Origin of the sequence: Kitasatospora sp. NPDC059327 (genome assembly GCF_042752535.1) — a bacterium.
Lineage (GTDB): Bacteria > Actinomycetota > Actinomycetes > Streptomycetales > Streptomycetaceae > Kitasatospora.
Genome location: NZ_JBHYYB010000068.1, coordinates 1 through 22,377 on the forward strand (window position 1 = coordinate 1; position 22,377 = coordinate 22,377).

Genomic DNA, 22,377 nt, shown 5'->3' on the forward strand with positions numbered 1-22,377 from the left:
AGCGTCTGTTGTTTATAAGAGACAGGCCGGGGGGCGGGCCCTTCCCCCCCCGCACCCGCCGGTCGCGCGACCGGCGGGTGCGGGGGCACCGCCTTCCCGACCGCACCGCCTTCCCGACCGCACCGCTTTCCGACCGCATCCCTTTCCGACCGCACCGCCGCGGCCGTCCCTCCCCGGCCACCCGCACCGGCGGTCCCCGCCCCGACGAACCGGCCGTCGGGGCGGCGGCCGTCGTCCGGCCGACCGGCGAGGCGCCGAGACGAGCCGAGGCACGACATGAGCGACACAGCCCTCGACGAACGGCACCGGCCCCCGGCGACGCCGACCCGGGGCCACCCCTGTCCGGACCGGCGGCCGGTGGTCGCGCTGGAGGCGGGCGCCACCTACCTCACGGGGTACGCCTTGGGGTCCGACGGCGTCCTGCGGGCGGAGGGTCGCTGGTTCACCCGGCCCGAACGCGGACCCGACGCCGTCCTGGAGAGCCTCCTCGCCTGTGCCGCCGCGCTCGCCGGACAGTGCCGCCCCGGCGCCGTGGGTGTCGTCCTCCCGGGCGTCGTCGACGACACCTCCGGCCGCGTGGTGCGCAGCACCGCGCTGGGCTGGCGGGACGTCCCGCTCCAGGACTGGGCGGCCGAGCACCTGGACCTCCCCGTGGTCGTGCGGCACGACGGGCGCACGGGAGCCCTCGCCGAGGCGCGCGCGGGGGCCGGCCGGGGCTGCCGCGACCTCCTCTTCGTCGCGGTGGGCGACGGCATCGCCGCGTCCGTCGTCGGCGCCACCGGGGCCGCCCCCGACGATCCGTGCCGTGCCGGAGAGCTCGGCCACACCGTGGTCCGGGCCGGGGGCGACCTGTGCCACTGCGGCGCGCGCGGATGCCTGGAGACCGTGGCGTCGACCGCTGCCGTCGCCCGCCGGTACGCACGGATGACCGGACTGCGCGGGGTCGACGTCCGCGAGGTGTACCGTCGCGCCGACGCGGGAGAGCCGGCCGCCCTGGCCGTCCGCGGTCGGGTCGTGGCGGCGCTGGCCGACGCGTTGGCCACGGCGATCGGCACCTACGCGCCCGAGCGGGTGGTCGTGGGTGGGGAACTCGCCGAGGCGGGTGTCGCCCCCCTGCGGGCGGCGCTCGCCGACCGGCTGGCCGGCCCGGCCGTTCCCGAGCTGCTGCCCGCCCGGTTCGGCGGCCGGGCGGCCGGCACGGGAGCGGCACTCCTGGCCCGGGACATGGCGCGCGCGCACGCGGGCCGGTAGGTGGGTGCGGCCCGCCCCGGAGCGGCTCCCGCGCGCTCGTCGGTGGCCCGGTCGACCCGGTGGGCCGAGGGCCGCGCGAACGGGACAAAAGCTACGACCGCGTAGGCCTTGACGTCCGCCCGAACCCCCTGACATCTTCGTGGTTGAAGTTGCTCACAATGCTCATATATGAAGCAACTGTAAGCACTCTTCCTGCTCTGTCGCGCTGTAGGCCGCGAGTACCGCTGCCACGGTACGAGCAAACCCGCAGCGCGGCAGGTTCTCGGCGGGGGTGCGCGCCGGCGTCGTCGACCGGAACGAACCCCAGCGGTCCGGTGCCCGGTCCACGAGCCCCGCGCATCCCCTCCCCGCCGGCGCGATCTCGCGCTCTCCCGGTCGCCCGCCCGACGGGCGGTCCCACGCCTTCCCCCACAGAAGGAGTCAGCCATGCGCTGGTCGCAACGACGAGGCAGACGCCTCGTCGCACTCGCCTCAGCCGTCGTCACCCTCCCGCTCACGGCCATGCTCACGCCGGCCGCCGCCGCTCCCGCTCCCGCCTCCACCCCGGCCCCCTACGCCCTGGTCCCGCAGCCGGTCTCGCAGCAGGCGCTGCCCGGTGTCGGGTTCACGCTCACCGCCAAGACCCGGATCGCCGTCCTGTCCAAGGACGCGGCGGCCGTGGGCGTCGGCACCTACCTGTCGAAGCTGCTCGCCCCCGCGACGGGCTTCGACCTCCGGGTGGTGAAGAAGACCGACGCGCCGGACAACGCCGTCGTCCTGGACCCCAACGGCCCCAAGAAGCTGGGCGCCGAGGGATACACCATCACGTCCAAGAAGAACGGCGTCGTCGTCACGGCGTACGGCGCCCAGGGCCTGTTCCGGGGCGTGCAGACCCTGCGCCAGCTGCTCCCCGCCGCAGTGGAGTCCCGCACCAAGCAGTCCCGGGCGTGGACGATCGCGCCCGCGAAGATCTCCGACTCGCCCCGCTACGAGTACCGCGGCGTGATGCTGGACGTCGCCCGCCGGTTCTTCCCCGTCGAGCAGGTCAAGCGCTACATCGACGAGGCCGCCGCCTACAAGATCAACAAGTTGCAGCTGCACCTGACCGACGACCAGGGCTGGCGCATCGCCGTCGACGCCCTGCCCAACCTGACCAAGGTCGGCGCGAGCACGCAGAGCGGCTTCACCGGCGGCACGAACTGGTACTACACGGCGGCGGACTACAAGGAGATCGTCTCCTACGCCGCCTCCCGCTTCATGACCGTGGTGCCCGAGATCGACGGCCCCGGCCACACCTGGGCCGCCCAGACCTCGGTGCCCGAACTGCGCTGCGACGACAAGTACGCCAAGCCCTACTCCGGCTTCGACGTGAAGATCAGCCTCTTCTGTCTGGGCGAGCCGAAGCAGAAGGAGGCCACCCAGAACTTCCTGCGGACCGTCATCAAGGCCGTCGCCGAGATGACCCCCGGCCCCTACATCCACCTCGGTGGCGACGAGGTCCCGGGGGACACCACCCAGGAGCAGTACGACTCCTACGTCAAGACGGCCACCGACGCGACCACCGCGCAGAAGAAGACCGCGATCGGCTGGCACCAGCTGGGCCAGTCCCCCCTCCCGGCCGGCAGCCTCCTGCAGTACTGGGGCGAGGACGACGACCGGGCGACCATCGGCACGGCGAACGAGGCGCTGGGCATCCGCCACCTGCGCGAAGGGGCCGCCCAGGGCGCCAAGTTCATCATGTCGCCGTCCAGCCAGGCCTACCTGGACATGAAGTACGACGTGTCCACCCCCTACGGTCTGAGCTGGTCCGGCTACGTGCCGGTGCAGCGGTCCTACGAGTGGGACCCGGCCACCGTGACCGGCAAGCTGGACGGCACCGGCGTCATCGTCCCGGCCCAGAACGTCGCCGGCGTCTCGGCCGCCCTCTGGGCCGACCGCGCCTACGAGGGCAGCAACGCGCTGCCGAACAGCGGCACCCGCTGGCCCGAGCCCAAGGACTACGCCGACTTCATGAGCTTCCCCCGGCTGCCCGCCCTCGCCGAGGTCGCCTGGAGCCCCCAGTCCGCCCGGGACTGGACCAGCTTCCGCCAGCGCCTGGGCCAGCACGGCCAGCGCTGGACCGCCGCCGGCATCGGTTTCTACGCCGCCCCGGGCGTGCCCTGGGCCGGTACGGTGCGAAGCCTGGAGGGCGTCCACGGCATCCAGACCGGGAGCGTCACCCTGGAGATCGGTGGCGCCACGGCCGACGGCAGCGAGCTGGTGATGTGGGCACCCAACCGCGGACCCAAGCAGCTGTGGACCGTCGCCGCGCGGTCCGACGGCACCTACACCCTGGCCAACACCTCCGACGGCAAGTGCGTGGAGGCGTCCGGTGAACCCGGCGCCGTCGCCGTCCAGCGGACCTGCGACGGCCGGCCCGGCCAGCGCTGGACGATCAGCGGCCTGTCCAACGACGACCGGTACACCATCGCGTCCGCCAACGGTGGCCTGCTGCTCACCGCCGCCTCGGACGGCAACGGCGCCAAGGTGACCCTGCAGCCGAACACCGGCTCCGCGCTGCAGACCTGGACCGTCGACTGACCGGTCCCGCCCCGAGCCACCGCCCCGGCCCCCGCTCCGGACGCAGCCGCGTCCGGAGCGGGGGCCGTCCGTGACCGTCGCGCGGGGCCTGTTCCGCGAGCGGAGGGCGCCGCACGGCAGGCGTCCGGGCCGGGCCAGGAGTGCCGTGTCCGCCGCAGCGGAGCGGAGTTCAGCCCCGGGCGACGTCCGTCCGGGCCAGCTCGGCGCGGGTGGTGGACAGCTTGGCCAGGACGCGCGCGACGTGGTTCTCGACGGTGCGCGGGGAGAGGAACAGGATGTCGGCCATCTCCTTGTTGGTGGCGCCGGAGGTGAGCAGGTCGCGGATCTGTTCCTCGCGGGGGGAGAGCCGGTCGCCGTAGCCGGTCCGGCCGCGCGGGTTGGGGGCGGTCCGGCCGAGTTCGCGCAGCAGGCGGTGGCAGCGGGCGGCGTCGGAGGCTGCCCCGAGTGCTTCGAAGGTGGCGATCGGTGCGGCCAGGCGCGCGATGGTGTCGGCCGGGTCGGTGCGGGTCGCGGCGGCGCGTTCGGCGGCGAGGGCGGCCCGGTAGGGGCGGCCGATGTCGGTCCACAGCGCCGCCGCGAGGTCGAAGGCCGCCGTCGCGGCCTCGGGGTCGCCGGTGCGCAGGAGAAGGCCCCGGCAGTGGTGCCGCTCGGCGACGGCGCCGGGCGCGTCCCGGCCCTCGGTCCCGGTGGCGTGGCGCGCGGTCAGGGCCTCGGCCTCCTCGGCGCGGTCCAGGGCGAGAAGGGTCTCGACGGCGGTGGGGACGAGGTCCCAGGCGTGGGTCCAGGCCTCCTTGCGGTCGAGGAATCCCAGGAAGTCGAGCGGGTCCGTGAGGGTGCGCCAGGCGGCCCGGGGGTCGTCGCGGGTGAGGTGCAGCCGGGCGGCGCCGGCCGCGGCGCCGAGCGCGTCCAGGTGCAGGCCCCGGGTCAGCACGTCGTCGAACTCGGCGGCGGCCTGCGTGGTCAGGCCGCGGGCGGCGGCGGTGAGACCGCGCACGGCGGCCGACAGCCCTCCCGAGCCCACCCGGCTGTGGGGGTAGCGCTCCTCGAAGGCCGCGAGACCGCGCTCGGCCTCGTCCCAGCGTCCGGCCTGCCAGTCGACCATGATCCGGTGGCAGTCCAGGTAGAACTCCAGCACGGGCAACTGGGCGCGTGGCGCCATGGCCCGTACCTCGGTGATGGCGGCGGCGGCCCGCGCGTCGTTCCCGACGGCGACCACGTGGGCGATGGTGCCGCAGACGAGCGTCGCCGTGTTCTGGAGCAAGGCCGGGTCGGCGCCCTCGCGGGGCAGCGCGGCCAGCAGGCCGGGGACGGCCGGGTCCGCGGCGGTGCTCCGCAGGGACACCTGAGCGAGGTCGAGCATCGACCGGGCCCGCGGGTCCTCGTTCCCGGCCAGCAGGGCGTGGCCGCGCTCGACCATGGCCCGCTGCTCGGCGAGGGCGAACCGGCCCGTCTCGGACAGGGCCAGCAGCGCCAGCGTCTTGGCGGCGGCGACCGGATCGGCGTCCCCCGCCTCCGCCAGGGCGGTCAGCAACTCCTCCTCGCCCGAGAAGTCACCACCCCGGTAGATCAGGATGACTCCCAGGCTGGTCCTGATCGTCGCGCGAATCGGCCCGGGCAGGCCGGGCAGCCGCAGGATCCTGCGCAGCGCGGCCGCCGCGGCGGTGTACTGCGTGCCGACCGAGACCGCGTAGGCCAGGGCCGGCGCCGCCCGGGCGAGCTGGTCCGGGGGGAGGTCCGACTGTTCGACGATGTCGCCCAGCAGCGCGGCCGCCGTGCCGTGGTCGCCGACCGCGACGGCCTGGTCGGCCGCCCCCTGGGCGTGGCGCAGCCAGGCCGCCCGGTCACCCAGGGCGCGGGCGTGGTGGGCGATCTGCACCAGCGGCGGCGGGTCCAGCGTCTGCAGCACCTCCAGGGCCCGCCGGTGGTTCCGGTTGCGCACCGGCCCGGGGAGGGCCGCGTAGACGGCCTCCTGGGCGAGGACGTGCGCGAACGCGTAGGTGTCCGGACCGGTGTGGCGCAGCACCGCCCCGGCCGTCGCCTCCTGGAGGGCCGCGGCGGCCCGGTCCTCGTCCAGGCCGGCCGCCCGCGCCAGCAGCGCCTCCCCGGCCGGCACCGCCAGGACCGCCGCGGCGTCCACCAGGGCGGCCGCGTCCGGGCCCAGCCGCGCGCGGCGTTCGGCCAGCACCTCGCCCAGGCTGCGCGGCACCCGCAGCACGCCCGATCCGGGGTCGGCCGGCGAGCCGGCGAGCGTGATCAGATCCCTGCGGCCGGGCCCGCCGGGCACCCGCTCCAGCCGGGACGAGCCCGCGAGCGTGTGCAGGTCCTCCTCGATCACCAGTGGCAGGCCCCCGCTGCGCTCCAGCAGGACCCGCGCCAGCCCGGGCGCCGGTTCTCCGCCGAGCACGTCCCGGGCCATCGTCCGCAGCTCCGCCGGACCGAGCGGGCCGAGCCGGATCTCGACACCGCCGGTGCCCGGCGACCGGCGGAACGGCGCCCCCAGTACGGGCCGGCCGGCGGGGAGGTCCTCCGCCCGGTAGGTCAGCACCAGCGCCGAGTCGGCGGGCATGTCCATCGCCAGCAGGAGCAGCAGCTCGCGGGTGGCCTCGTCCGCCCAGTGCACGTCCTCCACCACCAGCACCGCCGGCGCCACCGCCTCCAGCAGCGTGCGCACCCCCGACACCACCCGGAAGCGCTGGACGCCGGACCCGGAGGTCCCCGCCTCCGCCCGGGGCGGCTCCTGGGGAAGCGCACCGGCCAGGTCCGGCAGCAGCGGGGCCAGCGCCCCCGCCGAAGCACTCAGGCGTTCCACCGGCGGCAGCCAGGGACCGATGCGGCGCAGCGCGTCGATCACCGGCCCGTAGGCCAGCGGTTCACGCAGCGGATGGCACCCGCCGGCCATCACCCGGAGGCCGGCCGCCCTCAGGACGGACGACGCCTCGGTGACCAGCCGGGACTTGCCGATCCCGGCCTCGCCCTCCACCAGGACCACCGCCGGGCGCGCCTCGGACACCGCGGTCAGCAGTGCCCGCAGCTCCACGGCCCGCCCCGCGAAGGAGCCCCCCCGTGCTTCGCCGAGGACCGTTCCACCACCGAGGTCGTCCACACCCAGCTCCGATCGAACCGCAGTCTCCACGGCGGACGGGACGGGTTGCCGTGCCCCCGTCCATCCACCCTAGCGCCGCTCGGGCGGGGTGAACGATCAAGGGTGCGGACGCGCTCGCGATCGGCCTGGCCTGGCCGGGGCCGGTCAGCCCTCCGCGAGGACGAGCCGTCCGGTGGCCTCGCTCAGCACCGTTCGCGCGGCTGGGTCCAGTTCGCCGTCGGTGACGAAGCAGTCGACCTCCGGGAGCAGGGCGAAGGCGCTGAGGCCGACGACGTTCCACTTGCTGTGGTCGGCCACGACGATCACCTGCCGGGTCGAGGCGATCAGCGCCCGGTTGGTCTGCGCCTCCGCGAGGTTGGGGGTGGTCAGCCCGGCTCGTTCCGAGACGCCGTGGGCACCGAGGATCAGGACGTCCGTGTGCAGGGATCTGATCGCCTGGTCCGCCAGCGGGCCGACCAGTGCGGCGGACGGGGTGGGCGTGCCTCCGGTGAGCAGCAGGGCGGGGGTGTTGCCGCCGGCTTCGGTGGCGTCGCGGACCAGGTCCGCCACCGGGAGGGAGTTGGTCACCAGGGTGAGGCCGGGGATGTCGAGCAGCTGCCGGGCGACGGCGAAGGCGGTCGTCCCCGCCCCGACGGCGACGACGCTGCCGGGCTCGACGAGCGCCGCGGCGGTCCGCGCCAGGGCCTCCTTGGCCGAGGGTTCGAGCTGGGACTTGGCCTCGAAGTCGGGTTCGTCCAGGAGGCTGCCGCCGACGGCGCCGCCGTAGGTCTTCTCGATCGCGCCGGTGCGGGCCAGGGCGTCCAGATCGCGGCGGACGGTCATGTCGGAGACGCCGAACCGGGTGGCGAGCTCGGCCACCCGCACCGCTCCGTCGCGGCGCACGCGGTCGAGGATGAGCGCCCTTCGCTGCGGCGCCAGCAGCCCCGTGTCCTCCACGATCTCACTCCGACTCGTTGTTCACGCCGCTGCCGGCGGCCACCACGGTTGGCGCACGAAAGCACCACGGCTCACAGGATAGGGGCGGGTAGGTGCGGAGCAATGCCCGGCAAATCCCCACCAGAATCGAACACAAAACAACAGATGGCTTTCATGCGGTGCGAAGCGGTGTGCCTCTGCGTGTCCAGGTCGTGACACCGGCCCGCCGGAGATGACGATGCGTGGTGGGACGTATGCCCGTGGTGCATTTTTCGGGCCCGGTTTCGCCGGTTCGCCGGTGAATCGGACAGAAGCCTTGACACAACCGAACGGCACTTCGAAACTCTGCATCACTCCGATTGTTTGCGCGAACATCGGCGACGGACGCGCTGACGCCGGCCATCGGAGCCACCCCCACCCATTGACGCGCTCGCGATCGATCCCCCTCACCGCGCCCGGACCCGGGCGGGAGACCCGCGCGGCCACCGGCGCGCGGCGACCCGCGCCCCGGTCGCGCCCCCGTGCGGCGGGACGGCCCGCGAACGCGTCGGCGAACGAAGGACGACTAGGAATGCTGCGTTTGAGAACAGCCGTCGGCGGCGCCGTCCTGGCCCTGTGCCTCTCCCTGGTGCAGGGCGTCGGACAGGCCGAGGCGGTCGCCGTGACCGTCACCAACGGGACCCAGTTCGTGGACACCGCCGGCGATCCGCTGCACGCCCACGGCGGTGGCGTGATCAAGGTCGGGCAGTACTACTACTGGTTCGGCGAGAACCGCAATGCCGACGACTCGTTCCGCTACGTCTCCGCGTACCGCTCGACGGACCTGAAGACGTGGGAGTTCCGCCGGCACGTGCTCACCCAGGCGACCGACCCGGAGCTCGCGGGGGCGAACATCGAGCGCCCCAAGGTGATGTACAACGCCTCCACCGGCCAGTTCGTCATGTGGATGCACAAGGAGGGCAGCGCCACCGACTACAGCCAGGCGCGGGCGGCCGTCGCGGTGTCCGCCACCGTGGACGGTGACTACAGCTGGCGCGGCAGCTTCCGCCCGCTGGGGGAGATGTCCCGGGACATCACCACCTTCGTCGACGACGACGGCACCGGGTACATGATCTCCGCCTCCAACGAGAACCGCGACCTGCACATCTACCGCCTCACCCCCGACTACACCGGCATCGACGCCCAGGTGCAGAGCCTGTGGAACGGCCAGTCCCGGGAGGCCCCGGCGCTGTTCAAGCGCAACGGCGTGTACTTCCTGCTGACCTCCGGCGCGAGCGGCTGGTCCCCCAACCAGCAGAAGTACGCGACCGCCACGAGCATCACCGGGTCCTGGAGCGGCCTGCAGGACGCCGGTGACGGGATCACCTACGCCAGCCAGACCGCCTTCGTGCTGTCCGTGGCCGGCAGCAAGGAGACCAGCTACCTCTACATGGGCGACCGCTGGGGCAACGCCACGGGCGGCAAGGTCAACGACTCGCGGTACGTCTGGCTCCCGATCGCGTTCCCGACCGACACCACCCTGACCCTGGGCTACTCACCGCAGATCACGGTGAACGCGGCCGCCGGCCGGGTCACCCCGCTCAAGGCGACCTGGCAGCAACTGGTCGGCCGCCAGAGCGGCAAGTGCGCCGACGTGGGCGACTACTCCTTCGCCGAGGGTGCCCGGCTGCTCCAGTGGTCCTGCGGCAACGGCGCCAACCAGAACTTCTCCCTCAAGAGCCTCGGCACCGGCTACGTCCAGGTGATGGCCCGGCACAGCGGCAAGTGCCTGGACATCGAGGGCGCGTCGACCGCCGACGGGGCCCTCGCCGTGCAGAACACCTGCACGGGGAGCCAGTCCCAGCAGTGGCAGGTGCAGGCGGTGACCGGCGGCGCCGGGTACGTCCGCCTGATCGCCCGGCACAGCGGCAAGTGCCTGGACGTCGTCAACCAGGCCACCACCGACGGCGCCGCCCTCGAACAGTGGACCTGCAACAGCGGTACCAACCAGCAGTTCGGCCGCCGGACCGTCGCGGTCTGACCCCGCCCGCACACCCCCGCCCGCACACCCCCACGGGCACACCCCCACCCCCACCGGCACGCCCCTCCCCCCGACCGAGGGGCGTGCCGTCCGTCCGCCTGCTCCCGTACCTGGAGGACCGATGGCCCCCCGCACGAAGAAGACACGGCACCGCACGGCCCGCACCTGTCTGGCCGCCGCCGTCGCGGCAGCCGGTGCCGGCCTGCTCGTGCCCCCACAGCCGGCCGCCGCCGCCGAGGCGTCCGCGCACCGCACCGTCCGGCTCGACCCCTCGTACCAGCAACTGCCCTTCCAGGGCTGGGGCACCTCGTTGGGCTGGTTCGCCAACGTCACCGGCGGCTGGCCCGACGACCGGCGCAACCAGCTGGCCGACGAGCTCTTCGGCACCGACGGCCTCGGCCTCACCGTCGCCCGCTACAACATCGGCGGCGGCGACAGCCCCGAGACCGTGCCGTACATGCGGCCCGGCGCGGCCGTCCCCGGCTACTGGAAGCGCCCGGCGCAGACGGGCGGTCCGAACGGCGGGGCCGGCGCGGCGGACTGGTGGAACCCGGCCGATCCGGACCACTGGAACGCCGACGCCGACGCCAACCAGCGCTGGTGGCTCACCGCCGCGAAGGCCCGGGGCGCCGACACCTTCGAGGCCTACTCCAACTCCGCCCCGTACTTCATGACCAACAGCGGCCTGGTCTCCGGCGCGGTCAACGGCCGGCAGGACAACCTCCGCGCGGACCAGTACGACCGCTTCGCCGCCTACCTGGCCGGGTCGCTCAAGCGGGTGCAGGACTCCACCGGCGTCACCTTCGGTTCGCTGTCCCCGGTCAACGAGCCCGGTACGGGGTACTGGCGGGCGGGTGGCCCCCAGGAGGGCTCCCACTGGGACCACGCCTCCCAGGCGCGCATGATCGGCAGCCTGCGCGGCGCGCTGGACGCGGCGGGCCTGGCCACGCCGGTGGCGGCGATGGACGAGACGGACCCGGTCATGTTCCGCGACGACTGGAACTCCTACCCGGCCGCGACGCGCTCGGCGATCGGCCGCTTCAACGTCCACACCTACAGCACACAGGGCCGCCCGGGCCCCCGGGACATCGCCAAGGGGGCGGGCAAGCCGCTGTGGATGTCGGAGGTGGACCTCGGCGGCAGCGGCCCGCAGAGCTTCACCGACATGGCGCCCGCCATGGACCTCTCCCGCCGCATCACGGGTGACCTCACGGAGCTCGAACCGCGGGCGTGGGTCATGTGGCAGGCCGTCGAGGACTACGAGAACATGACCCCGGCCCACGAGAACTCGAACTGGGGCGTCATCCAGGTCGACCTGACGCCCGACGACCCGGCCGCCGAGCCCGTCCGCAAGAACAAGAAGTACTGGGCGCTGGCCAACTACACCAGGTTCGTCCGGCCCGGGGCCCGCGTCATCGCCACCAACTCGGCCGACACCCTCGCGGCCCTGCGCCCGGGCGACGCGGGCACGGTGGTCGTCCACACCAACTCCACCGGCGCGGCGCAGAGCCTCACCCTGGACCTGGCCGGCTTCCAGAAGCCGGGCGCCGGCACGGCCGTCCAGCGCTACACCACCGACGCCGGCAAGAACGTGCAGCGCGAGGCGGACCTGACCGTCACGTCCGCCGGCACGGTGACCACGACCGTCGGTGCCGGGTCGGTCACCACCTTCGTCCTGCCCGGCACGGTCGGCGTGAACGCCTCGACGGCGACCACGCCGACCGGCGACGCGCGGCAGTTGCTGAACGAGAACAGCGGTCTGGCCCTCGCGGCCGGGCCCTCCGCGCAGGCGAGCCCCGTCCAGCGCGTCCCGGACCCGGCCGATCCCGGCCAGCGCTGGAACGTCACCCGGGTCGGCGGCGGCTGGGACAGCACGGCCACCTACCGGATCACCAACGTGGCCACGGGCAAGGCCCTCGCGGCGACCTCGGGCGTCCTCGGCTTCGCCGCGCCCGGCAACGCGGCGAAGCAGCTGTGGATGCGCTCCACCACCGGCGACGGCCGCGGCACCTTCGTCAACAAGGCCGGCGGGCTCCTGCTCGACGTCGGCGACGCCGCCCGGTGGGACGGCGCGCCGGTGGGTGTCTGGCCGCCCACCACCGGGAGCAACCAGTCCTGGTCCGTGCGCGCCGCGGCCCCGGACGTGTGGAAGTCGGTGACGGTGCGGCGCGGCGGCCTGTGCACCGGCGTGGCCGGTGACGCGGCCGAGGCCGGCGCCGCCGTCGTCCAGACCGGCTGCACCGGGTCCCTGGCCCAGCAGTGGGCGTTGCGGGACACCGGCCCCGGTCAGGTGTCCGTGGTGGTGCGCCACAGCGGGCAGTGCCTGGACGTCGCGGGCGAGTCCACGGCGGACGGCGCCCCGGTGGTCCAGTACGGGTGCAGCGGGGCGTGGAACCAGCAGTGGTCGGTCCGTCCGACCGGCGGCGGCTACTCGGCCCTGGTGGCCCGGCACAGCGGCAAGTGCCTGACGGTGGCGGCGAATTCCGGGCAGCCCGGGGTGGCGCTGGTCCAGGAGCCGTGCGGGTCGGACGCCGGGCAGCGGTTCAGGATCGGCTGAGCGCCGCCGGCCGGGCGCGCCCCCGCGGGCGGCGCGCCCGGCCGGACCCGTCACCCACGCCCGGCCCCGGTGGCCGGCGGAGCCGCCGAGCTGGCGCGCACGATCAGCTCGGGCTGCACCGCCACGCTGGTGACCGGGGCGCCGTCGCCCCGCGGATCGATCTGGTCGAGCAGCCGGGCCACGCACTGGCGCCCGACCTCCTCGAAGTTCTGCCGCACGGTGGTCAGCGGGGGCACGAAGTAGGCCGCTTCGGGGATGTCGTCGAAGCCGACCACGCTGACGTCGTCCGGCACGCGGCGGCCGGTCTGGTGCAGGGCGAGCTGGAGGCCGAGCGCGAGCTGGTCGTTGGCGGTGAACACGGCGGTGACGTCGGGCTGCTCGGCGAGCCGTCGGCCGATCTCGTAGCCCGACGCGGCCGTCCAGTCGCCGAAGTGGATCGGCGGCACCGGCGCTCCGGCGCTCTTGAGGGCGCCGTGCCAGGCACTGGCGCGCCGGCGCGCGGCGTAGGAGTTCTGCGGCCCGCCGACGTGCCAGACCGTCCGGTGGCCCAGGTCGAGGAGGTGGCGCACGGCCGCCGTGACGCCCGCCGCCTGGTCGGTGTCGACGGAGGTGTACCGGCGCTCGGGGTCGCCGTCCGCGACGACGATGGGCACCCCGGAGGAGATGTCGAAGCCGGGCCGGTCGAGGATCTGGGCCTCGATGACGGCGAGCCCGTCGACGGCCTGGTCGGTGAGCTGGCGGACGGCGCGCTGGACGGCGTCCTCCGTCTCGTTCTCGACGCAGACCACGTTGACCGAGTAGCCGGAGGCTTGCGCGGCCCGGGAGATGGCGGCCAGGGTGCGGGCGTTGCCCTGGGCGGTGACGTCGAAGGTGACCACGCCGAGCGCGTGGAAGCGCCCGAGGGTGAGGGCGCGGGCCGCGCTGTTGCGCTGGTAGCCGAGCATCCGCATGGCGGAGAGCACCCGCTCGCGGGTCTCCGGCTCCACGTTGGACCGGTTGTTGGCGACCCGGGAGACGGTCTGTGAGGAGACTCCCGCGAGGGCCGCCACGTCCGCCTGGGACGCCGGGCGCCGAGTGGCGCGCGCGGCCGCGCCGGAGTTCGCCGCGCTGTTCATGCCGGCCCCTTTCCCTGATGTCTGCGTCAACATCGTAGCGGTCGTGATCAGTGGCCGACCACGGTCGGGGCGGGTGCGGAGGGCCGGGAGGGCGGGGAGGCGGACTTCGCCGGGCCCGCCCCGGGGAGCCGGACCGTCGACTCGGGGGCCGGGGGAGGGCCGGGCCGCGCCCGCGAGCGAACACGATCCAACGCGTCTCGCCGGTCGGCCCCGTCGGCCGGTCCGGCGGCGGGCGCGTCCCCGGCAGCGTCCGGTGCTGGTTACGAAGCTGTATCGCCGTGTTTCGGTGGCTTGACGCCCCGCGCGGAAACGGTCAAGACTCAACACCATCGTCATGTTGGCGCAAACATTCGCCACGAAGGGCACTTACCCTTGAGCACGTCACCCCCCTCCACCACCCCCGGGCCGAACGCGGTCCGACCGCCCGCGTCCGGGCCCGAACCGGCGCCCCGGCGGCGAGCGGAGCGCCGCGTCCGCCGACCGGGGAACGGCGCGTTCGGCTACGCGTTCCTCGCACCGTTCCTCGTCGTCTTCGCGATCGGCATCATCGCCCCCCTGGGCTACGCCGCCTACCTCAGCCTCTTCCAGGACCGCCTGGTCGGCGGCAACGTCTTCGTCGGCCTGGAGAACTACCGGCGGGCGTTCACCGACGACCTCTTCCGGGCCGGCCTCGGGCGGGTCCTGCTGTTCCTGGTCGTCCAGGTCCCCGTGATGCTGCTGCTCTCGCTCCTGGCGGCGCTGGCGCTCGACAGCGGACGGTTGCGCTGGACCGGCCTCTTCCGGATCGGCATCTTCGTCCCCTACGCCGTCCCCGCCGTCGTCGCCTCGCTGATGTGGGGGTACCTGTACGGGGACCGCTTCGGACTGGTCGGCCAGATCGGCGACGCGCTCGGCACGGACGTGCCCGACCTGCTCGGGTCCTCCTGGATGCTCGCGTCCATCGGCAACGTCGTGACCTGGGAGTACGCGGGCTACAACATGCTGATCCTCTACGCGGCGCTGCGGACCGTGCCGCAGGAGCTCTACGAGGCGGCGGAGGTGGACGGCGCCGGGGAGTTCCGCAAGGCGTGGAGCATCAAGCTCCCGGCGCTGCGACCGGCCCTGGTGCTGGCCACGGTGTTCTCCATCATCGGCACCTTCCAGCTGTTCAACGAGCCGAACGTGATGCAGTCGCTCGCCCCGGGCGTCATCTCCACCAGCTACACGCCCAACATGTACGCCTACAACCTGGCCTTCAACGGCCAGCAGTTCAACTACTCGGCCGCCGTCGCCGTGGTCCTGGGCGGCGTCACCGCGCTCGTGGCCTACGCCGTGCAGGTGCGGTCGATGCGAAAGGGGCAGGGCCAGTGAGCGCCAGGACCACCTCCGGCCGGCGCTCGGGCGCCCGCCGTCCGAGCACCGCGCTCACCCTGGCCATGGCCGCCATGCTGGCGTACGCGCTGCTCCCGCTGCTGTGGCTGTTCATGGCCAGCACCAAGGACACCGCCTCCCTGCTGGAGAGCTTCGGACTCTGGTTCGGCGACGGCTTCCGCCTGTTCGGCAACATCGGGGACGTCCTCACCCACGACGACGGCATCTACCTGCGCTGGTTCGCCAACACCCTGCTCTACGCCGTCGTCGGGGCGGGCGGCGCGGCCTTCATCGCCACCGCCGCCGGGTACGGCCTCGCCAAGTACCGCTTCCGCGGCCGGACCTCGATCGCCGCCCTGATCCTCGGCGCCATCGCCATCCCCGGCACCGCGCTCGCCGTCCCGACCTACCTGCTGTTCAGCAAGGCCGGAATCGTCGACACCCCCTGGGCCGTCCTGCTGCCCTCCCTGGTCAGCCCGTTCGGGGTCTACCTGATGCGGGTCTACGCCGCCGAGGCCGTCCCCGACTCCCTGCTGGAGGCCGCCCGGATCGACGGCTCGGGAGAACTGCGGACCTTCTTCACCATCTCGCTGCGCCTGCTCGGCCCCGGCTTCGTCACCGTGCTGCTCTTCGCGCTGGTGGCCACCTGGAACAACTACTTCCTGCCGCTGATCGTGCTCAGCGACCCCCAGTGGTTCCCGCTCACCGTCGGCCTCAACCAGTGGAACGCGATGGCCACCGGAGCCGCCGGCAGCGGCGCCACCACCACCAACTTCTACCCCCTCGTGGTCACCGGCAGCGTGCTCGCCATCGTGCCGCTCATCGTGGCCTTCCTCTTCCTCCAGCGCTTCTGGCAGTCCGGACTGGCCGCCGGAAGCGTCAAGGAATGACCCCCGGGAACACCTCTCCCGCCCCACCCACAGCAAGGACCCCGTCATGACCCCTGCCCAGAGCCCGGCGCGCCGCAGACTGCTCGCGCTGGCCCCCGCCGCGGCCCTCGTCCTCGCCCTCACCGCCTGCGGCTCCGACGGCGGCTCCCCGGCCGAGGCGGCCGCCGACCCCGCCAAGGCCCTCGACACGCCCACCACGCTCACCTTCTGGACCTGGGCCCCGAACGTCGACAAGACCGTCGCCCTGTTCGAGCAGAAGTACCCCAAGATCAAGGTCGAGATCGTCAACGCCGGGCAGTCCGCGGCCGAGTACACCAAGCTCCAGACGGCGGTGAAGGCCGGCAGCGGCGGACCGGACGTGGCGCAGATCGAGTACTTCGCCCTGCCCGAACTCGCCCAGTCCAAGCGGCTCGTCAACCTCAAGGACTACGGCGCGGCCGCGCTGGAGTCCAAGTTCACCCCCTCGGCGTGGTCGCAGGTCACGGTCAACGGCGGCATCTACGCCGTCCCGCAGGACACCGGGCCGATGGCGATGTTCTACAACAAGCGGCTCCTCGACGAACTGCACGTCGAACCGCCGAAGACCTGGGCCGAGTTCGAGGCCGCGGCGGTGAAGATCAAGGAGTCCGCCCCGGACCGGTTCATCACCTCCATCGACCCCGGTGACGCCGGCGGGCTGGACAGCCTGATGTGGCAGGCCGGCAGCCGCCCCTTCCAGCAGAAGGGCGAGACCGGGGTCGGCGTCGACCTCCAGGACCCCGGCGCGAAGAAGGTCGCCGACCTCTGGACCTCCCTGGTCGACCGCAAGCTCGTCGACGCGGCCCCGGGCTGGACCAACGAGTGGTGGCAGTCGATGAACAGCGGCCGCTACGCCATGTGGATCATCGGCGCCTGGGCGCCCGGCAACATCGCCTCCACGATCCCCGACACCGCCAAGGACTGGCGGGCCGCGCCGATGCCGCAGTGGAGCGCGGGGGACAACGTCACCGCCGAGAACGGCGGTTCGGCCGTCGCCGTGCCCACCACCAGCAAGCACAAGGCCGCCGCCGCCGCCTTCGCGACCTGGCTGAACTCCGACCCCGAGGCCGTCCGCTCGCTCAACGCCAACGGCCTCTTCCCGGCCACCACCGAGCTCCTGAAGGACCAGGCCTTCCTCGACCGGCCGGTCGACGCCCTCGGCGGCCAGCAGGCCAACCAGGTGTTCGCCGCCTCCTCCGCGGCCGTCGGCAAGGGCTGGCAGTACCTCCCCTTCCAGGTCTACGCCAACTCGGTGTTCAAGGACACCGTCGGCCAGAGCTTCACCAGCGGGATCAACGGCGGCCTGACGGCCTGGCAGAAGCGCATCACCGACTACGGCAACCAGCAGGGCTTCAAGGTCACGGCACCGTGACACCAGGCGCCCGCCCCGACTCCCCTCTCAGGAGCAGCAGTTCCATGCCAGTACTCCAGATCGACGGCGACGGCTTCACCCTCGACGGCGAGCCCTTCCGGATCATCTCCGGCGGACTGCACTACTTCCGGATCCACCCGGACCAGTGGGCCGACCGCCTGCGCAAGGCCCGGCTGATGGGCCTCAACACCGTGGAGACCTACGTCCCCTGGAACCTCCACCAGCCGTCGCCCGACACCTTCCACCTGGACGGCGGTCTCGACCTCCCGCGCTTCCTCGACCTCGCGGCCGCCGAGGGCCTCCACGTCCTGCTGCGGCCGGGCCCGTACATCTGCGCCGAGTGGGAGGGCGGCGGCCTGCCGTCCTGGCTCCTCGCGCACCCCGGGATCAGGCTCCGCAGCCGGCACCCGGCCTACCTCGCGGCCGTCGAGGGCTACTTCGAGCGCCTGCTGCCCGCGGTGGTCGACCGCCTGGCGACCCGGGGCGGTCCGGTCCTGGCCGTCCAGGTGGAGAACGAGTTCGGCGCCTACGACGACGACACCTCCCACCTGCGGTACCTGGCGGACCTGCTGCGCCGGCACGGCGTCGACGTCCTGCTGTTCACCTGTGACCAGCCCGCCGACCTGGCGCGCGGCGCGCTGCCGGGCACCCTCGCCACGGCCAACTTCGGCAGCCGCTCGCGCGAGGGGCTCGCCGCCCTGCGGGCCCACCAGCCGGAGGGCCCGCTGATGTGCACGGAGTTCTGGATCGGCTGGTTCGACCGCTGGGGCGGCCACCACGTGGTCCGCCCGGCCGAGCACGCCGCCCAGGAGCTCGACGAGCTGCTGTCCCTCGGCGCCTCGGTCAACCTCTACATGTTCCACGGCGGCACCAGCTTCGGGTTCACCAACGGTGCCAACGACAAGGCCGCCTACCGGCCGACCGTCACCTCCTACGACTACGACGCGCCCCTGGACGAGGCCGGGGACCCCACGGAGAAGTACCGTGCCTTCCGCGACGTCATCGCGAAGTACGCCCCCGTGCCCGCGGGCCCCGTTCCGGCGCCCGGTGCCAAGCTGGCCCCCCGCACGGTCGAGCTGACCGACGCGGTGGGCCTCTTCCAGAGCGCCGGGCTCGGCGCCTCGGTGCGCTCCGAGCGCCCGCTCACGATGGAACAGCTGGGGCAGGACTTCGGGTTCGTCCGCTACGAGACCGTGCTGCCGCAGGGCGGGCCGGCCCTGCTGGAGCTGGAGGACCTCCGCGACCGCGCGCAGGTCTTCCTGGACGGCCAGCCGGTCGGCGTCCTGGAGCGCGAGAACCACGAGTACACCCTCGCCTTCGGCGTCCCCCGCGACGGCGCGGTGCTGACCGTGCTGGTGGAGAACCAGGGGCGGGTCAACTACGGCCAGGGCCTGCACGATCCGAAGGGGCTGGTCGGCCGGGTCCTGCTCAACGGCGAGGAACTGCGCGGGTGGAGCAACCAGCCGCTGCCGCTGCGCTCGCTCGACGGCCTCGACTTCACCGACGGGACCGCACCGCTGGTCGGCCCCGCCTTCCACGGCGGGGCCTTCGGGGTCGACGAGCCCGCCGACACCTTCGTGCACCTGCACGGCTGGACCAAGGGCAATGTCTGGGTCAACGGGTTCCACCTCGGCCGGTACTGGTCCCGGGGCCCGCAGCGCTCGCTCTACCTGCCCGGTCCGGTCCTGCGTCCGGGGCTGAACGAGATCACGCTGCTGGAGCTCCACGCGGCTCCCGCCGACCGGTCCGTCCACTTCAGGAAGACCCCCGATCTGGGGCCCACCGAGGAGTGAGGGCGGCGGCGCCGTGACGACGGGGCGCCCGTGGGATCGCTTGATCCCGCGGGCGCCCCGTCGTTGTGCCGTGCCCGGGTGTCCGGCGCCCGCCGCCGACCGTCCGTGGCCCGCTGTCTGTCGCCGCCGTGGAGGGCCTGGGAGCGCCTCTGGGGCGCCCGTTCCGTGGCGCGCGTCCGGGGGCCCCCGCCCGTCCGCTCCGCACGCCCCCACCGGTCCTGCCGGAGGCCCGCTCCGCCCCCGCACGGCCCCCCGGGCCGGTGCCCCGGACGTGCGCCACGGCAGCCCGTCCGGGGTCCCGCCGCCGGCCTCCGGCCCTGCGGCCGGACCCGGGACGCCCGGCCGCCGGTCGCCCGCCCCCCGGCCGTCCGCGGGCCCGCCGGCCGACAGGGCGAAGCGCCCACCCCGGTGGTCGGAGTGGGCGCGCCCGTGCTGAGCCGCGGCGGAAAACGCGTCCGCCGGTGGTGCCCACCACGAGAGTGGGCACCACCGGCGGGGCGGTGGCGAGGGGACCGACCCTCAGCGGTTCTCGCCGGTCCGTCAGTGTGCACCGGCCGGGGCCGACCCGTCGTTGAAACGACCCCTGGTTGCCCGGGCACTGACGGAGGACGGGGACGCCGCGCGGAGCGGCGTCGGCGGTGTCGGACCGCTAGGCGGGCAGGCCGACGGCGCGTTCGCCGCTGCGGCGCTGCTGGATGACGACCGCGATGACCAGCAGGGCGCCCTGGGCGACGTTCTGCCAGAAGGAGTTGATGCCCTGCACGGTGAGGCCGTTCTCCAGGCAGCCGAGGAGGGCGACGGCCAGCAGGGTGCCGCCGATGCCGCCCTTGCCGCCCTTGAGGGCCGCGCCGCCGAGGGCGGCGGCGGTGATGGCCTTGAGTTCGAGGCCCTCGCTGCCGGAGACGGGCTGGCCGGAGCCGGTGCGGGCGGTGAGCAGGATGCCGGCCACGGCGGCGACGGTGCCGATGAGGGCGTAGACGGCGATCAGGTACTTGTTGATGTTGATGCCGGCGAGGCGGGCGGCGGTGTCGTTGCCGCCGATGGCGTAGAGGTTGCGGCCGATGTCGGTGTACTTGAGGAGCAGGTGCACGGCGACGGCGGTGAGGATCAGGATCCAGACCATCACGGGCAGGCCGGCGATCTTGCCGCGGCCGAGGAAGACGAAGATGTCGTCGTTGAGGACGTAGCCCTGGGCGCGGCCGTCGGAGAGCAGCTGGGCGAGGCCCTTGTAGGCGGCGAGTCCGGCGAGGGTGGCGATGGTGGGGTTGACCCGGCCGTAGACGATGACCAGGCCGTTGAGGATGCCGACCAGGACGCCGACGCCGATGGCGGCGGCGATGCCGGCCAGGGCGTTGGAGCCGGCGGAGGTGAACGCCATGGCGGAGACCACCGAGGCGACACCGGCCTGCGAGCCCACCGAGATGTCGAGGCCGCCGCAGATGATGACCACGGTCTGGACGACGGCGAGCAGGCCGGTGATGGTGGCGGCCTCCGCGATCACCTGCATGTTGCCGAGGCTGAGGAAGTTGTCGTTCAGCACGCCGAACAGGGCCAGGACGGCGACCAGGGCGCCGATCAGGCTGAGGTTCTGGCCGCCGACCTGGGCGAGGATCCTGGCCGGACCCGCGGCCGGGTTCGGCCGGTTCCCGCCGGCCTTGGCGGTGGGGGTGGTGCCGGTGGTCGTGCTCATGAGGGTGCTCCAGGGGCGGGTGCGGTCGCGGCGGCGATGTCGTCGGCCATGGCGAGGTTGAGGATCGCCTCCTCGGTGGCTTCGGCGCGGTCGAGTTCGCCGGTGATGCGACCGTTCTGCATGACGACGATCCGGTCGGCCAGGCCGAGGACCTCGGGCAGTTCGGAGGAGATGACGAGGACGGCGACGCCTTCGGCGGCCAGGTCGGCGATGATCTGGTAGATCTCCGCCTTCGCCCCGACGTCGATGCCGCGGGTGGGCTCGTCCAGGATCAGGACCTTGGGCTTGCGGGCGAGCCAGCGGGCCAGCACGACCTTCTGCTGGTTGCCGCCGGACAGCTTGCGGACCTCGTGCTCGATGGAGGGGGTGCGTACGCGCAGCCGGTCGGTGTACTCCTGGGCGAGCTCCCGCTCGGCCGCGCGCTTGACGAAGCGGAAGCGGCGCAGGCGTTCCAGGACGACGGTGGAGGTGTTGTCGCGGATCGAGCGGTGCAGGAACAGGGCCTGGGCCTTGCGCTCCTCGGGGGCCAGGCCCAGGCCGGCGCGGATGGCGTCGCCGGGGCTGCCGGAGCGCAGCGCGCGGCCGTCGAGGGTGACGGTGCCGGAGCGGATCGGCTGGTCGCCGGCGAGGGCGAGGGCGAGTTCGGAGCGTCCGGCGCCGATCAGGCCGGCCAGGCCGACGACCTCGCCGGCGTGGATCCGCAGGTCGATGTCGCGGACGGCGTCCGTGGTCACGCCGCGCACGTCCAGGACGAGGCGGTCGGTGGCGACGCGGGTGCGGGAGAACATGCTGCTGAGGTCGCGGCCGACCATCAGACGGACCAGTTCGCCCTCGGTGGTGGTCGCGGCGTCCTGGACACCGGCGAGCGCGCCGTCGCGCAGGACCGCGATGCGGTCGGCGAGTTGGAAGATCTCCTGCATCCGGTGCGAGACGTAGACGACGGCGACGCCCTGGTCGCGCAGCCGCCGGATGAGGGCGAACAGCGCCTCGACCTCGTGCTCGGACAGCGAGGAGGTCGGCTCGTCGAAGGCGATCACCTTGGCCTCGCCGGTCAGCGCGCGCAGGATCTCGACCAGTTGGCGCTGGGCGGGGGTGAGCCGGGAGCCGAGGAGGTCGGGGTCGAGGACCTTGTCGAAGCCCAGGCGCTTCAGGTCGGCCGTGATCCGGCGGCGCAGTTCGGCTCGGTCCAGCCTGCGCCCGGCGGCGCGGGGCAGGGAGCCGGCGTAGACGTTCTCGGCGACCGAGACGTGCGGGATGATCTCGGGTTCCTGCGGGATGATCCGGATGCCGGCGGCACGGGCCTGGGCGGGCGAGCCGAGGTCGATGCGGCGGCCGTCGAGGACGACGTGGCCCTCGGTCGGCTGGTGGTCGCCGGTGAGGATCTTCAGCAGGGTGGACTTGCCGGCGCCGTTCTCGCCCATGAGGGCGGTGACCTGACCGGCCGGGAAGTCGAGGGTGACTCCGCCGAGGGCCCGAACCGCGCCGAACCGCTTGGTGACCTGGTGCACGCCGGCGAAGCCCGCGGGGGCCGGGTCGGTCGGCGGGCGGGGGTCGGGAGTCGGGTCATGGGCTTTGCTCATGGACATTCCTTGGGAGGTCTGGCGGAGGGTTGGTGGAGCCGGGCGGAGGGCGGTCCGCCGCGCGGCCGCGCGGGAGGTGGGAATCGGGCCCGGTACGCCTCCGGCCCCGAGGTCAGGGCAGCTGATGGAGCCGGAGGCGTGGGGCGGGTCGGCACATCGGTGGC

At 73.6% G+C, this 22,377-nt stretch carries 13 protein-coding genes; 8 read left to right on the plus strand and 5 right to left on the minus strand.

The annotated features are described in order from the left end of the window. Positions 1–276 precede the first annotated feature (276 nt). Positions 277–1,251, plus strand: a complete 975-nt coding sequence (locus tag ACFXHB_RS31460; protein WP_380578083.1) for an ROK family protein — start codon at positions 277–279, stop codon at positions 1,249–1,251. A gap of 426 nt (positions 1,252–1,677) precedes the next feature. Beyond that, a complete protein-coding gene (locus ACFXHB_RS31465; protein ID WP_380578084.1) occupies positions 1,678–3,810 on the plus strand; it encodes a family 20 glycosylhydrolase in 2,133 nt (710 codons plus the stop codon). A 169-nt stretch (positions 3,811–3,979) separates the two neighbouring features. On the opposite strand, the gene ACFXHB_RS31470 is transcribed toward ACFXHB_RS31465, so the two are convergent. Together ACFXHB_RS31470 and ACFXHB_RS31475 are read right to left on the minus strand one after the other, a co-directional pair. Next, positions 3,980–6,913, minus strand: coding sequence for an ATP-binding protein (locus ACFXHB_RS31470; protein WP_380578085.1), 2,934 nt, complete (start codon positions 6,911–6,913; stop codon positions 3,980–3,982). 144 nt (positions 6,914–7,057) lie between these two features. Then, positions 7,058–7,852 carry a DeoR/GlpR family DNA-binding transcription regulator gene (locus ACFXHB_RS31475; RefSeq protein WP_380578109.1) on the minus strand — a complete coding sequence of 265 codons (795 nt, stop codon included), beginning with the start codon at positions 7,850–7,852 and terminating at the stop codon, positions 7,058–7,060. A gap of 547 nt (positions 7,853–8,399) precedes the next feature. Here ACFXHB_RS31475 and ACFXHB_RS31480 point away from each other — a divergent pair. Continuing rightward, a complete protein-coding gene (locus ACFXHB_RS31480; RefSeq protein ID WP_380578086.1) occupies positions 8,400–9,848 on the plus strand; it encodes an RICIN domain-containing protein in 1,449 nt (482 codons plus the stop codon). 121 nt (positions 9,849–9,969) lie between these two features. Then, positions 9,970–12,405, plus strand: a complete 2,436-nt coding sequence (locus ACFXHB_RS31485) for an RICIN domain-containing protein (protein WP_380578087.1) — start codon at positions 9,970–9,972, stop codon at positions 12,403–12,405. A 50-nt stretch (positions 12,406–12,455) separates the two neighbouring features. Here the strand turns inward: ACFXHB_RS31485 and ACFXHB_RS31490 are convergent, their stop codons facing one another. Continuing rightward, complete coding sequence (locus ACFXHB_RS31490; protein WP_380578088.1) at positions 12,456–13,520, minus strand: LacI family DNA-binding transcriptional regulator; 1,065 nt, start codon at positions 13,518–13,520, stop codon at positions 12,456–12,458. A 372-nt stretch (positions 13,521–13,892) separates the two neighbouring features. Between ACFXHB_RS31490 and ACFXHB_RS31495 the strand changes: the two genes are divergently transcribed. Genes ACFXHB_RS31495 through ACFXHB_RS31510 form a run of 4 tightly spaced genes read left to right on the plus strand, consistent with a single transcriptional unit; the run spans position 13,893 to position 18,943 of the window. Continuing rightward, on the plus strand, positions 13,893–14,870 hold the full coding sequence (locus ACFXHB_RS31495) for a carbohydrate ABC transporter permease (protein WP_380578089.1): 978 nt from the start codon (positions 13,893–13,895) through the stop codon (positions 14,868–14,870). After that, positions 14,867–15,760 carry a carbohydrate ABC transporter permease gene (locus tag ACFXHB_RS31500; protein ID WP_380578090.1) on the plus strand — a complete coding sequence of 298 codons (894 nt, stop codon included), beginning with the start codon at positions 14,867–14,869 and terminating at the stop codon, positions 15,758–15,760. Before ACFXHB_RS31495 ends, ACFXHB_RS31500 begins: the two co-directional genes overlap by 4 nt. Before the next feature lie 46 nt (positions 15,761–15,806). Further along, complete coding sequence (locus ACFXHB_RS31505; protein ID WP_380578091.1) at positions 15,807–17,150, plus strand: ABC transporter substrate-binding protein; 1,344 nt, start codon at positions 15,807–15,809, stop codon at positions 17,148–17,150. Positions 17,151–17,194: 44 nt separating this feature from the next. Beyond that, positions 17,195–18,943, plus strand: a complete 1,749-nt coding sequence (locus ACFXHB_RS31510) for a beta-galactosidase family protein (protein WP_380578092.1) — start codon at positions 17,195–17,197, stop codon at positions 18,941–18,943. A 649-nt stretch (positions 18,944–19,592) separates the two neighbouring features. On the opposite strand, the gene ACFXHB_RS31515 is transcribed toward ACFXHB_RS31510, so the two are convergent. Then, positions 19,593–20,633, minus strand: coding sequence for an ABC transporter permease (locus ACFXHB_RS31515; protein WP_380578093.1), 1,041 nt, complete (start codon positions 20,631–20,633; stop codon positions 19,593–19,595). Then, the gene (locus ACFXHB_RS31520) at positions 20,630–22,213 is read right to left on the minus strand and encodes a sugar ABC transporter ATP-binding protein (protein ID WP_380578094.1); all 1,584 of its coding nucleotides are present in this window, start codon (positions 22,211–22,213) and stop codon (positions 20,630–20,632) included. Before ACFXHB_RS31520 ends, ACFXHB_RS31515 begins: the two co-directional genes overlap by 4 nt. Positions 22,214–22,377: the final 164 nt, after the last annotated feature.